The 15,653-nt window shown below is 38.9% G+C and carries 10 protein-coding genes; 8 read left to right on the top strand and 2 right to left on the bottom strand.

Annotated features, from left to right (window positions below):
* Positions 1-112 precede the first annotated feature (112 nt).
* The 8 genes from QF042_RS26085 to QF042_RS26050 all read left to right on the top strand — a co-directional run bounded on the left by QF042_RS26085 (position 113) and on the right by QF042_RS26050 (position 13,470).
* Positions 113-1,459, top strand: a complete 1,347-nt coding sequence (locus QF042_RS26085) for an OmpA family protein (protein ID WP_307533140.1) — start codon at positions 113-115, stop codon at positions 1,457-1,459.
* A gap of 97 nt (positions 1,460-1,556) precedes the next feature.
* Positions 1,557-1,694 (top strand): DUF6728 family protein, encoded by a 138-nt coding sequence (locus QF042_RS26080; RefSeq protein ID WP_307533138.1) that lies wholly within the window; start codon positions 1,557-1,559, stop codon positions 1,692-1,694.
* A gap of 11 nt (positions 1,695-1,705) precedes the next feature.
* On the top strand, positions 1,706-2,086 hold the full coding sequence (locus tag QF042_RS26075) for a RidA family protein (RefSeq protein ID WP_307533136.1): 381 nt from the start codon (positions 1,706-1,708) through the stop codon (positions 2,084-2,086).
* Between the two features lie 651 nt (positions 2,087-2,737).
* A complete protein-coding gene (recG, locus tag QF042_RS26070) occupies positions 2,738-4,843 on the top strand; it encodes an ATP-dependent DNA helicase RecG (RefSeq protein ID WP_307533134.1) in 2,106 nt (701 codons plus the stop codon).
* Between the two features lie 468 nt (positions 4,844-5,311).
* Positions 5,312-8,584 carry a TonB-dependent receptor gene (locus tag QF042_RS26065; protein WP_307533132.1) on the top strand — a complete coding sequence of 1,091 codons (3,273 nt, stop codon included), beginning with the start codon at positions 5,312-5,314 and terminating at the stop codon, positions 8,582-8,584.
* Positions 8,585-8,655: 71 nt separating this feature from the next.
* Complete coding sequence (locus QF042_RS26060) at positions 8,656-10,494, top strand: RagB/SusD family nutrient uptake outer membrane protein (RefSeq protein ID WP_307533130.1); 1,839 nt, start codon at positions 8,656-8,658, stop codon at positions 10,492-10,494.
* A gap of 179 nt (positions 10,495-10,673) precedes the next feature.
* Entirely contained in the window at positions 10,674-11,960 is a 1,287-nt protein-coding gene (locus QF042_RS26055) for an MFS transporter (RefSeq protein WP_307533128.1), read from the top strand.
* A 1,315-nt stretch (positions 11,961-13,275) separates the two neighbouring features.
* On the top strand, positions 13,276-13,470 hold the full coding sequence (locus QF042_RS26050) for a hypothetical protein (RefSeq protein WP_307533127.1): 195 nt from the start codon (positions 13,276-13,278) through the stop codon (positions 13,468-13,470).
* Positions 13,471-13,586: 116 nt separating this feature from the next.
* Here the strand turns inward: QF042_RS26050 and QF042_RS26045 are convergent, their stop codons facing one another.
* Together QF042_RS26045 and QF042_RS26040 are read right to left on the bottom strand one after the other, a co-directional pair.
* Positions 13,587-13,802 carry a PLD nuclease N-terminal domain-containing protein gene (locus QF042_RS26045; protein ID WP_307533125.1) on the bottom strand — a complete coding sequence of 72 codons (216 nt, stop codon included), beginning with the start codon at positions 13,800-13,802 and terminating at the stop codon, positions 13,587-13,589.
* An 18-nt stretch (positions 13,803-13,820) separates the two neighbouring features.
* On the bottom strand, positions 13,821-15,572 hold the full coding sequence (locus tag QF042_RS26040) for an ABC transporter ATP-binding protein (protein WP_307533123.1): 1,752 nt from the start codon (positions 15,570-15,572) through the stop codon (positions 13,821-13,823).
* Between the last annotated feature and the right edge of the window lie 81 nt (positions 15,573-15,653).

Raw genomic sequence — 15,653 nt, 5'->3', positions numbered from 1 at the left:
AGTTTGGAACGGAGTTTGTATAAAAGTTTGAAAATTTAAAATTTTGTTTAATTTTGCGATTACTAAAAAATTAATCAATTAAATTGTTTAACCCTTAAAAAAGAAAAAGATTATGAATTATTCTACTTTAAAGAAAAGTGTTGCGCTTTCTTTAGTGGCATTAACAGGAGTTGCTTCTCTTGCTGTCGCTCAGGATGCACCTGCAACAACTTCTGCTGCCAAGGTATTTGGTGGTAGAGGACAGTACAGAACTTGGTCTATCGGTGTACATGGTGGTGTTTTAATGCCAGTTGTTGCTATCGGCGGTTCAAATGACTTTAACAAATGGGATGCTAACTTAGGTTACGGTTTAAACATCCGTAAACAATTAGGTCACTCATTCGGTTTAGAATTAAACGGAACTCGTGGTAAACTTTCAGGTACTAACGAAGGTATTTCTAACCCAGCTGTAAAAGACTTCGAAACTGAATTACAATATGCTGTAGATTTACGTGGTGTTGTAAATGTAGGTTCTATCGATTTCTTACGTCGTGAGAACTCAGTAGGTTTCTTCTTAACTGCTGGTGCTGGTTATATGGCTTATGCTCCAAAAATTACTTTAGCTAATGGTTCACAAATCGACTGGAAAGGTAAAGCTACTGGTCCTGCTGATGACAAACATGATGCTAAAGATTACGTAAAAGGTTTCTACATTCCAGTTGGTGCTGGTGTTAAATTCAAAGTTTCTGAGCGTGTTAACTTTAACTTAGGTTACACTATGAACTTTGTTGATGCTGATAACTTAGACGGAGTTTATGCAAAAGGTCAAACTAAAGATAAATTCTCTTACGGTTATGCTGGTTTAGAATTCTCTTTAGGTTCTTCTGCTAAACCAAGTTTAGAGTGGACTAACCCATTAGCTACTATGTACGATGAGTTAAAAGATCCAACTTTACGTCAAGAAGTTGAAGCATTGAAAAACCGTGTTTCTGCTGTTGAAAAATCTGTTGAAGATTTGAAAAAAGATACTGATGGTGATGGTGTTGCTGATCAATTCGATAAATGCCCAGGAACTCCTGCTGGTACTGCTGTTGATGGTTCAGGTTGTCCTCTTCCAAAAGCTGCTCCAGTTGATTCAGTAGCTTCAAATGTAACTGGTTTCGAAAAAATCGGTTTCGATTTCAACTCTTCAGTTTTAAAAACTGAGTCTTACCCTACTTTAGATAAATTATCTTCAGTGTTACGTGAAAACGGTGGTAAAGTAACTGTAAACGGTTACGCTTCAAGCGAAGGTACTGCTGCATATAACTTGAAATTATCTAAAGACAGAGCTAACTCTGTTAAAACTTACTTAGTAAACTCTGGCGTTAACGCTAGTCAAGTTGCTACTAAAGGTAATGGCGAAGCTAATCCAATTGCTTCTAACGATACTGAAGAAGGTCGTATCCAAAACCGTCGTGTTGAAACTGCTAGAAACTAGTATTTCAATATAAGATTTAAAAAAGTCCTGATGAAAGTCAGGACTTTTTTTATGCCTTTTAATTTTCTGTGTTAAGCTTTTTAGCTAAGTTTGTATTATGTACTTCTTTAGAAAAAAGGATCCCAGCAGGCCAAATAATATCAATCTGAGAATTATGCATTTTATCAATGCATTGGCCATCTTAATTTTTCTTGCAGGTATCATCTACAAGCTTATTCAGTGGCTTGCTAAATAACCCCAAATTGTATGAAACAAATTATTAAAACAACTAATGCTCCAGCTCCGATTGGACCATATAGCCAGGCTGTACAAGCTGGAAACTTTTTATTCGTATCAGGCCAGGTAGCCATCAATCCTGAAAATGGAGAATTAAACATTGGTAATATTGAAGAAGAGACGCATCAGGTAATGCGTAACCTTAAAGCAGTTTTGCTTGAGGCAGGTTTAACTTTCGATAACGTAGTAAAGTCTACTATCTTTTTAAGCGATATGGGTACCTTTGCTCAGGTAAACGAAGTTTACGGACAATACTTTACTGCTGATTTTCCAGCTCGCGAAACAGTTCAGGTTTCGGTATTGCCTAAAAATGTTAATGTAGAGATTTCAGTAATTGCCATTGCAGGCTAATTTTGGCAAACAGTAAAGCAAATATTTTATAGCGGGCATTGTTCCCTACATTATCTGGGGAACAATGTCTATACCTTTGCGTAATATAAAAGGTTTTCCAACACACGAAATTTATACTACAGAATATTTGTTTCCATTATTGTTGTTTGGGCAACCATTCTTTTATTCAGAAGAGAAGCATTAAAAAATGATTGGAATTTCTAAAATCATTAAGCACCCGCAAGAAGACCAGACTATTGTTACTTACCGTGGTGGCGTCATTTCTGATTACAGGAAACTGGTTCACCTATATTTATGCTGTAAATAGTGTGAGTTTAAAGGCCGCCGCCTTTGCTTATATGGTGTGCCCGCTGTTTAACTGCACTTTGTGGTTTTATCATCTTAAAAGAGCAGCTAAAGAGGGATAAATTGTGGCACTTGTAATTGCATTTATTAGCATCTTTCTATTGGCAACGGGTTCATTACTCAAAGTAATTTGGGCTGTTATATAATCTATCTAATCCTATAGTTGCTTTTGCCGTTGCATTTTTCTACTTTAAGGAGAAAATAGATCTGCACCAACTTTTCGCCTATTTGCTTTTGCTGCTATCGATCGTTATTTTTAATGCGGCTTTGCTAAAGAGTGTTGTTTACAAGAAACAGTAAAATATTTTGTTTAATTCGGTATTAGATACACCTGTTGAGTTTTTGAAAGGCGTTGGACCAAGTCGTGCCGATGTTTTGAAAAAGGATCTCGGCCTGTTCACTTATCAGGATATGCTGGCGCACTATCCGTTCAGGTATATCGACCGTACAAAATATTTTAAGATTAACCAAATCAATCCTGACTCACAGTATATCCAGATTATCGGGCGTGTGATCAGCAAAAGGGTAATCGGCGATAAAAGAGCAAAACGTATTGTCGCGGTTTTTAAAGATGAAACCGGAATCATGGAATTGGTTTGGTTCCAGAGCTTAAAGTGGGTTGACGATCATATCACCGTTGGCACCGCTTATGTGGCCTTTGGGAAACCAAGCATCTTTAACGGAACATTCAGTATCTCACATCCGGAAATGGAACTGTATCAGCGCCAGCAGGTGGGGCGAGGTAATTTAACCTTGCAGCCGGTTTATAACTCAACAGAAAAGCTTAAAAAATTTAATCTCGATTCAAAGGGTCTTCAGCGTTTAATTGCAGGCCTGTTAGATCAGATTATCCCTCAGGTTCCAGAAAATTTACCACAATATATCATTGATAAATATCAGCTGCCAGATAAAAGATTGGCCTTACTGAATATCCATTTTCCTAAAAATCAGAAGGATTTAAGCGCTGCAGAAAGACGCCTTAAATTTGAGGAGTTATTCTTCATCCAGTTACAGCTTCTACACAATAAACACTTACGCCAGTTAAAATTTAAAGGTGTAACTTTTGAAAAGGTTGGTGAAAAAGTGAACCGCTTTTATAACGAATTTTTGCCCTTCGAATTAACTAATGCACAAAAGCGTGTAGTTAAGGAAATCAGAATTGATACACAACGAGGTGTGCAAATGAACCGGCTTGTTCAAGGCGACGTAGGGAGTGGTAAAACCGCTGTTGCATTGATGAGTATGCTTTTGGCAAATGATAACGGCTACCAGGCTTGTATGATGGCTCCTACAGAAATTTTGGCCCGTCAGCACTATGCCTCTATTACAGAACTTGTAACCAACGACCTGGTGCGCGTTGCTATTCTTACTGGAAATACCAAAAAGAAGGAGCGTACTGTTTTGCATGAGCAATTGGAGAATGGAGAAATCGATATTTTAATTGGAACGCATGCCCTGATTGAAGATAAAGTTCAGTTTAAGAATTTGGGGCTGGTTGTGATTGATGAACAGCATCGTTTTGGTGTGGAGCAACGTGCTAAACTTTGGCGGAAAAATATCATTCCACCACATATTCTCGTGATGACCGCTACACCAATTCCGCGTACTTTGGCCATGACCTTATATGGCGATCTGGATGTTTCTGTAATTGATGAATTACCTGCGGGCAGAAAACCCATAGAAACCAAACACCTTTTTGAAGGTCAGCGCCTCAGGATGTTTGGCTTTATGAAGCAGGAAATTGCCAAGGGCAGGCAGGTTTATATCGTTTATCCTCTAATTAAGGAAAGCGAGAAATTGGATCTTTTACATCTCGAAGCCGGAATTGAACAGCTGAGCTATCAGTTTCCGAGGCCCGATTACCAAATGAGTATTGTGCATGGACAAATGCCAAATGCGGATAAACAGTTCGAAATGCAACAGTTTATTGATGGTAAAAGCCAGATTATGGTCGCTACTACCGTAATTGAGGTAGGTGTAAACGTGCCCAATGCTTCGGTAATGGTAATTGAAAATGCCGAACGGTTTGGGCTTTCACAACTGCACCAATTGCGCGGTAGAGTAGGCCGTGGTGCAGAGCAGTCTTTCTGTATATTAATGAGCGGGAATAAACTGAGTAAGGAAGGTAAAATCCGGTTAGAAACCATGGTGAGAACCAATAATGGCTTCGAAATCTCTGAAATTGATTTACAGCTCCGCGGGCCAGGAGATATTACCGGCACACAACAAAGCGGCGTTTTAGATCTAAAGCTTGCAGACCTGGCTAAAGACCAGATTATTTTGTCTGAAGCACGTAATACCGTAATTGCACTTTTCGAAGATGACCCACAATTAAGTAAGCCCGAAAATGCCATACTAAAAGCATACCTGCAAAAATTGGAAAGAGGCATTTCTTTCGATAAAATAAGTTAATTCAGCAATCCTACCAGATTCTTTTCACCCAGTCAAACTCTTTCTCTCATATTTGCAATAATATCTGATGCTGTATAATTAGTGCTACTTTGTGTAATTTGTAATTGTTTTTTTACGAGTCAACCCCTCATAATTATTATTTTACCCCCTTCTTTAAATCCCTAATATTCCTATCTTGCAGTTAACCAAATATGAACTGTGTAGTCGGTAAGTCCAAAATCGGGTAGGTCGTACCCAGTGGTTTTCAGTCGCCGAAAATGGTTTTTAAGCCAATGGGTAGGGGATTTCATATGGTTAATAATAAGTTATTGATATAATTCGGAGGGGCCTTAATTTTTTTGATGGTAATGTGTGTAAGCGATTATGTCGATAACTCATATTTAAAATGATTTGTATAATGACAGTTCATATTACTTATGAGTATTAAATTATAATACAACTAATACTAAACAAAATAAATTAAAACCTATGAAAAAAAATCTATGGAAGACTTTTGCCAGAAGTAGCATGTTTCTTGCCTGCGGTAGCTGTCTCATTTTTTCACCATTTGCCGGCTCATCAGCTGAAGCAGTGTTACATGAAAAAGAGCGCCTCGATTTTTATCAGCCTCCGCTTCAGGATATTATTGTGAAGGGGCAGGTAACTGATGCCAAAGGACCGATTCCTGGAGTAAGTGTTAAATTAAAAGGTGGAGCTGCAACTGCGGTAACAGATGCTTCCGGAAAATTTAGCATCAAAGTACCCGAAGACGCAACTTTGGTGTTTACCTATGTAGGCTATGTAGATCAAGAAGTTCAGGTAAAAAACCAAACCAATATTAATGTCCGCTTATTAGAAAACAATCAAAATTTATCAGAAGTAGTGGTAGTGGGTTACGGAACCCAAAAGAAAGCAGTTGTATCTGGTGCTGTTGCTTCCGTTAAAGGTACAGAATTAGCCAAATCTTCTTCTGTAAACTTAACCAATTCATTGGCAGGACGTTTACCTGGCGTGACTGCATTGCAAGGAAGTGGTGAGCCTGGTTACGATGGTTCTACTATCCGGATCAGGGGTATAAATTCACTTGGAAATAACAACGCTTTAATCGTAATTGATGGGATTCCTAATCGTGCCGGTGGAATTGAAAGGTTAAATCCGAATGATATCGAAAGTGTATCCGTGTTAAAGGATGCATCAGCAGCTATTTATGGCTCGCAAGCTGCAAATGGAGTAATCCTCATCACTACTAAATTAGGAAAAACCGGGAAACCACAATTTTCTTACGATTTTAGTTATGGCCTACAACAGCCTACACGCATACCTAAAATGGCCAATTCTACTCAATATGCTGAGATTTTAAATGAACTGAACATTTTCGGCTCTGATCTTAATCCGAATGAATGGTCGGCAGCATGGAATAGTTTCAAAACAACGGGTACTTATTTATCTACCGGCGGTAAAACGATTAATGCAGCTTACAAACCAGATGAAATCCGGAAATTTGGCGACGGCTCAGATCCTTTAAGGTATCCCAATACTGATTGGTTTAAAACTACTTTCCAAAATTGGTCACCTCAGCAAAGACATAATGTTCAGATTAATGGAGGTAGCGAAAATGTGAAATATTTGCTTTCACTAGGCTACCTAAATCAGGATGGCTATTATAAAAATTCTGCCACAGGTTATCAGCAGTATGATATGCGTTTTAACCTGGAAGCAAAATTAAGTAAGTATATTACTACAACATTGGGGGTAAGTGCGAGAGAGGAAGATCGTAATTTTCCAACGGTTTCAGCAGGTGATATCTTTAGATTCTTAATGCGGGGAAGACCTAACGAGATAGCCATATGGCCTAACGGGTTGCCTGGTAGGGATATTGAATATGGTTATAATCCGGTGGTTTCTACTACAGACTTAACGGGAACTAATAAAGATGTTCGGGATTACTTTCAAACTACCGGTAAAGTAGAAATTAAAATTCCTGGTGTTGATGGATTAAAGGTAACCGGTACAGCTGCAATAGATAAATATTCTGGCAGGCAAAAAAACTGGCAATTGCCCTGGACACTTTACGATTGGGACAAGAAAACGTTTGCAGCAGATGGTGTAACACCAGTGCTTGCAGGTACGGTGCGCTCTCAATACACCGATCCAAGGCTTAGGGAAACCGCAGGCGGACAATTGGCCATAAACTTAACCGGAATGGTTAACTATGATAAAAAGATTAGCGATCATACTATTGGTTTAATGGCCGGTGTAACACGCGAAACAGTTAACAATGACGGTTTTACTGCGTTTAGGAGATACTTTATTTCTTCATCAGTTCAAGAGTTACTTGCAGGTGATGAAAGGGAGCAATCATTAGGCAATAATCCTGGTGATCCAAATAATTTATTTAAAAGAGCACGGTTAAGCTATTTTGGTAGGGCGGGCTATAATTATAAAGAAAAATACCTTGCCGAATTTTTGTGGCGGGTAGATGGATCTTACATTTTCCCAACAGATAGACGTTTCGGTTTCTTCCCAGGTGTATCAGTAGGGTGGAGATTATCTGAAGAACCCTTTTTTAAAGAGAATGTTAAATTCGTCAACAATTTGAAATTAAGGGCTTCATGGGGGCAAATGGGAGCTGAAGCCTATTTCGGAGATGTTTTGCAAGAATATCAATACCTCAGTTTGATGAACTTTGGTACTTATACCTTTAATGATTTGGTAACCAAAACCTTAACTGAAGGCAAAGTGCCTAATTTTGATTTCGGATGGGAAGTGGCAAATAATACCAACATTGGTTTAGACGCATCCTTTTTAAATAATAAATTGTCGTTAGAGTTCGATTACTTCTATAACAAGCGTACAAATATTCTGATTAGCAGAGGTAGCTCAGTGCCTGAAAGCTCGGGTATTACCGATCGTTTACCTCCTGTTAACTTAGGAAAGGTAAACAACAAAGGTTTCGAATTTAAATTAAGTTATAACGATCAGGTTGGCGATTTAAATTTTGGAGTGAGTGTAAACGGTGGCTATGCCAAAAATAAAATCATATTCTGGGATGAAACGCCTGGAGCCCCTGAATGGCAGCGTTCTACAGGTAGAGTAACAAGTTCATGGTTAGTTTACGATTATGATGGTGTTTTTAAAGATCAAGCGGAAATTAGTGCCAATAAATTAAATTATAGTGCGCTAACAGGTAATCTTCGCCCTGGCGACATGAAATTTAAAGACATTAACGGTGATGGTAAAATCAATGCAGACGATAAAATCCGCTTAGATAAAAACGGTACACCAACTTTTACTGGCGGGGTAAACTTTAACGTTCAGTACAAAGGATTTGACTTATCGGTACTTATTCAAGGGGCAACCGGCGGAATGCAGATTGTTGGTCTAACAGAATCGGGAGATATTGGTAACTTCCTGGAGTGGTCGTACCTGAACCGCTGGAGTATCGATAATCCAAGTTCGGTAAACCCGCGCTTATCAAATAGGGGTGCTACCTATTATACCGATAGCAATAATGCATTAAACAATACCTATTGGTTAAGGAGCAATAACTACATCAGACTTAAGAATGTAGAGCTGGGTTATACATTACCAACTACCTGGGTTGAAAAAGTTGGGTTAAATAGTGTAAGGGTTTATGCAAATGGCCTCAACCTGGCAACGCTTGATAAAATCAAGATATGGGACCCTGAATCTACCAATACAAGTGGTCAATACTATCCACAAGCCAGGGTAATTAATATGGGTATTAAAGCCACTTTTTAAGATGTATAGCTATTTATCAATTACAATGAAAAATATGAAAGCAATAATTCAAAATAAAAATCTATTATCTATTGGTTCTTATTACCTTTTTTGCATTTGGATGTAAAAAGGATTTTTTAGACGTAGAATCACCTGGCCAGGTGCCTGCCGAATCGGTATGGAAAGATCCTGCAACTGCGCAGGCATTTGTGAACGATATCTATAACGGATTGGGTAATGGCGGTTTTTCTGAACAGATGTTAGCATCAGTTTCTGACGAAGCCTTGTTTACGCACCCTACCCGTGGAATAGATCTGGTCAATAATGCTACCATTAACCCTTCAACACTCGGTTGGGTAGACGATACCTGGGCGTACAAACAAATGTATAACCGCATCCGGGCCTGTAACATTACCATTGAGAAAATAACCAGCGGTGATAATGCATTGACTAGCCAAACGCTAAAAGATCAGTTATTAGGCGAAGCCTATTTTTTACGTGCTTACTTTTATCAGCAATTATTGCGTTACTATGGAGCCATTCCGATTGTAACAAAAATTTATGTGCTCGATGATAACTATAGCGTAAAGCGAAACACCTATGAGGAGTGTGTAAACTTTATTGTAAAAGATTGCGATGAATCCAATAGATTATTAACCGGCAAAAACATGGAGAAGGGTCGTACAACTGCATTAGCAGCATTGGCATTAAAATCTAGAGTGTTAATCTATGCAGCAAGCGATTTGCATGACAGGGCTAAACTAAATGCTAAAATTAGCGGAATAACTCCTCAAAAATTAGATTTCCTGAGTTACGCGGGCGGCAATCAGGCAGATCGCTACAGGTTAGCTCAAACTGCTGCAAAAGCGGTTATTGATTTGGCTACAGGTTATAAATTAAATCTTTCTGCGCCAGCAACTTCTGACGAGGGAAGGCTAAATTATAAAAGTATCGCAATGGGCGGCGCCAGTAAAGCCCCTGGTGTTGATGCTACTGCGGCTTCAGAATTAATTTTTGCACGTTATTTTATTATTCAAAACAACATCAAACATGCACAACAGAATGGTCCAAACGGTTACCACAACTGGGCGGGCAATACGCCAATAGGCTTATTGGTTGATGATTATGAAATGTTAGATGGCACAAAGTTTAGTTGGACAAATCCAGCTCAAAAGGCCAGCCCTTACCAAAATAGGGATCCACGCTTTTACGCTACTGTTTTATATGATGGTGCTGGTTGGAAACCCCGCGATAAAGCTTCAGGTAACGTTGATCCAGCCAGTCAAATCCAAACTGGTGTATACGATTTAATGGATAACACTACGAGAATTGACTTTAAAGGTTTAGATACACGTGCAAGTTCTATCGAAAACTGGAACGGCAGCTGGACAGGTTATTACTATCATAAATTTATCGATCCAGATCCAAGTATTGTAGACGCCTCTATGTCGCAAAATGTGCCTTGGCCTTTCTTTAGGTATACCGAAGCGGTATTTAATTATATCGAAGCGAGTATTGAGCTTGGTGAACTGGGCAATGCTACAAACTGGTTAAATAAAATCCGTTTCAGGGCAGGTATGCCTGCGGTTACAGCAACAGATCAGGCTGGCCTTAGAGAAGCGTACCGTCACGAACGCCGCATAGAAATGGCTTACGAAGAACAACGTTATCATGATACCCGCAGGTGGTTAATCGCTGGTGAAACATTGGGCAGAAAGACCACTTATATTAAGGTTACCGGTAAATTTAAACCGGGCAAAACGATGTCTGCCCCTTATCATTACGACAATACCATTTACGATTATACCTATAGTCCGGTAGAGGAAAATGCGCAAGAGAACAGAAGTTGGAACGATAAACTTTATTTCAGACCATTTAGCCGAGATGAAGTAAACAAGAATAATTTGCTCGAGCAAAACCCAGGTTACTAAAAACTGCGCTTAATAACCCGATGGATGTGTACAGTCATATTCATCGGGTTTTTTATGTAATAACATTTTGAATTCTGATCTCAAATTTTACTTTTTAATAGAAAAATAAATAATCTTAAACCTTCGTCCATTCCTGTATTTAATTTTCAAAGCTTAGTTTTGCATATAAATTTTTTCCTGTGACAGATTCAGACCCCAACTCCGTTATTGCAAAACCAGATCCATTCGCAGCCCTGCGATATAAAGAATTTAGATCATTCTTGGGCATGCGGTTCTTTTTTACGCTTGCTTACCAAATGCAGGCCGTTGTTATTGGTTACCATATTTACGATTTAACTCACGATCCGTTAAAATTAGGTTTAGTTGGTTTATGTGAAGCCATTCCAGCTATTGGAATTGCATTATACGGTGGTTACATTGCCGATAAAAGCGAAAAACGTGGATTGTTAATCAAGATATTTTCAGGTGTTTGGCTGGCTTCGGTTTTAATGCTGATTATTACCAGTAAATACCTTCACCTTAAAGAAGACCTCATTGTACTCATTATGTATGGTTTGGTTTTTTGCATTGGCTTAGCCAGAGGCTTTTTTGGTCCGGCAACTTTTTCTTTAATGGCTAAAATTGTACCCAAAGAGTTGTATCCAAACTCGAGTACATGGAATAGTAGCAGCTGGCAATTGGCTACCATTATTGGCCCATTAGTTGGGGGGCTGGTAAATTGGCTATGGGGCATTACAGCAGCATATAGTGTAATTGTAGGGTTGGTTTCCATATCATTGATCTGCATATTTACTTTCAAAAAACACCCCGCCACTTACGTGCCTACACAAAATATATTCCACAGCTTAAAAGAAGGAATCCAGTTTGTTTTTAAAACCAAAATGATGGTATGGGCCATGAGTTTAGACCTGTTTTCTGTATTTTTTGGTGGAGCTGTAGCTTTGCTGCCCATGTTTGCCAAAGATGTTTTTCACTTAGGGTCATTTGGATTGGGCATGATGCGTGGTGCAGCATCTTCAGGCGCTGTAATTACCATGTTGGCCATGACCCGCTTTTCGCCAATGGGAAAACCCTGGCGCAACTTGTTAATCGCGGTAACTGGATTTGGCCTTAGCATTATTTGCTATGGTTTATCTAAAAATTTCTATTTAACATTATTCTTTTTGTTCCTGGAGGGATCATTTGATAGCGTAAGTGTAATCATCAGACAAACAATTATGCAATTACTTACTCCTGATGATATGCGGGGGCGGGTTTCGGCAGTAAACAGTATGTTTATTGGTTCATCAAACGAGATCGGTGAATTCGAGTCGGGTTTAACTGCTAAGCTCATGAACCTTGTTCCGGCGGTTGTATTTGGAGGAAGTATGACGATAGCGATAGCAGGTATTACCTGGTTTAAAACACGATCATTAACCAGGTTGAGTTTGCAGGATATTAATGAACAGACTACGAAAATTACTTAACCATTCCGTCATGCTGAATTTAGTTCAGTATCTATCATGCTATAAAAAGGGGGTTCTAAGATAGAGCTCTTTACCACCAATAAATTTCATTTATCGTAAATAATTTGGGCATGCCCCAATCCCGTGAAATACGGGAAAGGGTAGGGCTATCCGTTACAATCTTTTTTGAAGAAAAATCAAAAAAGGATTTCCACTGCTATCCCTCATGCAAAACCCATCGCAGTAAAAAAAATCGTCAGTTATACGTTTGCCCTGGCCACCTAAACCCGATGGCACGGATGCCGATAATGCATCATTGTTTTTATAAACAGCTATCGCAGGAGGAACAGCGGGACAGAACCAAACCGAAGAACTATTGGTATTGCTTTCCAAAAAAAACTATTCAGCTAAGGGCATTTTAGCTTTTTTGAGAATGAAAATGGTCCGTGAGGACACGGACCTTGGCGATAAAGAGAATTATTTTGTTTCAAATAATTTGGGCATGCCCCAATCCCGTGAAATACGGGAAAGGGTCGGGCTATGCGTTACAATCTTTTTTGAAGAAAAATCAAAAAAGGATTTCCACTGCTATCCCTCATGCAAAAACCCATAGCAGTTTAAAAAATAGGCAGTTGTATTTCTGCCCTAGCCACCTAAACCCGATGGCACGGATGCCGATAAAGCATCATTTTTCTTTTTATCGATATTATCGGCAGGAGGAACAGCGGGGCAGAATCAAACCGAAGAACTACAAACATTGCTTTCAAAAAAAATAGACTTATTCTACTAACAGAATTTATTTTTTGAGGAGGAATGGAAATGGTCCGTGAGGACACAGACCATGGCGATAAAGTTTTGTTTCAAATAATTTGGGCATGCCCCCAATCCCGTGAAATACGGGAAAGGGTAGGGCTATCCGTTACAATCTTTTTTGAAGAAAAATCAAAAAAGGATTTCCACTGCTATCCCTCATGCAAAATCCATCGCAGTAAAAAAATCGTCAGTTATACGTTTGCCCTGGCCACTTAAACCCGATGGCACGGATGCCGATAACACATCATTGTTTTTATAAACAGCTATCGGCAGGAGGAACAGCGGGACAGAACCATACCGAAGAACTACAAACATTGCTTTCTAAAAAAACAGACTTATTCTACTAACAGAATTTATTTTTTGAAGAGGAATGGAAATGGTCCGTGAGGACACAGACCATGGCGATAAAGAGAATATTTTGTTTCAAATAATTTGGGCATGCCCCAAGCTACGCAAGGGTCGGGCTATCCGTTACAATCTTTTTTGAAAAAAAATCAAAAAAGGATCTCCACTGCTATCCCTCATGCAAAACCCATCTCAATTTAAAAAATCGTTAGTTACACATTCGCTCTGGCCACCTAAACCCGATGGCACGGATGCCGATAAAGCATTATTTTTCTTTTTATCGATATTATCGGCAGGAGGAACAGCGGGACAGAACCATACCGACGAACTATTGGCATTGCTTTCCAAAAAAATAAAACGGATACAGTTATAATTATTTTAAATGGGAGTAGAAATACTTCGTAAAGATAAGAACCATGCGATAAATTTATTCTAGGCTTGATAGATCCTGAAATAAATTCAGGATGACGATACGACTGAATTCAATCATTAAAATTTCTTATTCTTGCCCCAGATTAAATAAATAATGGAACCTAAAAAGGGGGCCAGGAGGATAATGATAAACCAAAGTACTTTTACCGAGAAACCGATACTGTTGTTTCTCGATATATGGTACAATGCGGTTAATATTAAGGCCAGCCATAATATGGCTGCTATAATAATGATAATTGCGATCTGATTGCTTTCTACTTGTGCCAGTAACATAATTAAAAATATTGTTCCTTAAGCTTCAACAACTCTCTCGCCAATTTGTTGGCGCCACATGGCCTGATATAAACCGTTTTGTGCAATTAATTCTTCATGCCTTCCTTCTTCAATGATGTTGCCTTTCTCCAGAACATAAATTTTATCAGCATGTTTTATGGTAGATAAACGGTGGGCAATCAAAATGGTAATGTGATCGGTTAAATCTGATACCGAACGGATGGTTTTGGTAATTTCTTCTTCTGTAATCGAATCCAGCGAGGACGTAGCCTCATCAAAAACCAAAATATCTGGCTGACGGAGCAGTGCTCTAGCAATTGATAAACGTTGTTTCTCACCACCAGAAACCTTAACCCCACCTTCGCCAATTAATGAATCTAAACCTTTATCGGCACGGGCCAAAAGTGTTTGACAAGCAGCCTGGTTCAATACTTTATAACACTCTTCGTCAGTTGCATTAGGATTAACAAATAAAAGGTTTTCTCTTATTGTACCCGAGAATAACTGGGTGTCTTGCGTTACGAAGCCAATTTTCTCGCGTAAGGCATCAAGATCAATATCGTTGCTTGGAATGCCATTGTATAAAATCTCACCATCTTTTGCCGGATATAAACCCACCAATAGTTTCACCAGTGTGCTTTTTCCAGAACCCGATGGACCAACAAATGCAATGGTTTGCCCGTGATGGGTTTTAAACGAAATATTTTCTAAAGCATTTTTATTGGCTGTTAGGTGTTTGAAACCCACATTGCTAAAGGTTAAATCCTTAATTTTTGCTATAGAAGTTGGATTATCAGGTTTTTTATCAACCGGTGTACTTAAAATCTTTTTAAAGTTACCCAACGAAACTTCGGCCTCACGCCAGGTTAAAATCACATTGCCCAGCTCCTGGAGCGGTCCGAAAAGGAAGAATGAGTAAAAAAGGAATGAAAAATACTGTCCGGCAGTAATGGAATTATCGAAAATAAGCAATAGTAAAACCAACACCATTGTGCTGCGCACCAGGTTTACTGTAGTGCCCTGAACAAAACTCATACTGCGCACATATTTCACTTTTTTAAGTTCTAAGCCGAGAATTTTGTATGTGGTTTTATTCAGCCGGTCAATTTCCTGATCGGCCAAACCTAAACTCTTAACCAGTTCGATGTTTCTTAACGATTCGGTGGTAGAACCTGCCAAAGCAGTAGTTTCGCCAACGATAGAGCGTTGGATGGTTTTAATTTTGCGACTTAAAAACCAGCTTACGAAACTGATGATCGGGATAGCCGAAAAATAAACTAAGGTAACTTTGTAGCTTACCGAAACCGAATACACGATAACGAAAATCATTCCAATTAAACTTACAAAAAGGATACTGATAAAGGCGGTGATAAACTTCTCTGAATCTAAACGTACTTTTTGTAAAATACCCAGGGTTTCTCCACTACGTTGATCTTCGAAAACCTGGTAAGGCAGTTTTAGAGAATGTTGCAAACCATCAGCATACATTTTTGCGCCAACTTTTTGAACAATTACACTGGTGAAATAATCCTGAAAGTTTTTAGCGATACGCGAAACCATGGCTGCGCCAATAGCCAGCCCGATTAAACCAAGAGAGCCCCAAAGGTATTGGTTATAGGTTAACGAATCTTTTTTATTGATAAAACGGTCCAAAATACGACCGGTGATATATGGATCTAAAAGTGAAAAACCAATATTTATGCCTGCCAGCAATAGCGCTAAGGCCACAATCCACTTGTGGTGTTTCAGGTAGTTAAGTAATAATCCCATTAAGTTTTGCTGTTTGTTAATGCAAACATAAAAAAAGGGAACGGATAAAAATCCATTCCCCTTTTTTATGACTTTAAGCTA

Source organism: Pedobacter sp. W3I1 (assembly GCF_030816015.1).
In the GTDB taxonomy this organism is placed as follows: Bacteria; Bacteroidota; Bacteroidia; order Sphingobacteriales; family Sphingobacteriaceae; genus Pedobacter.
This window is presented reverse-complemented; position numbering and strand designations above follow the sequence as displayed.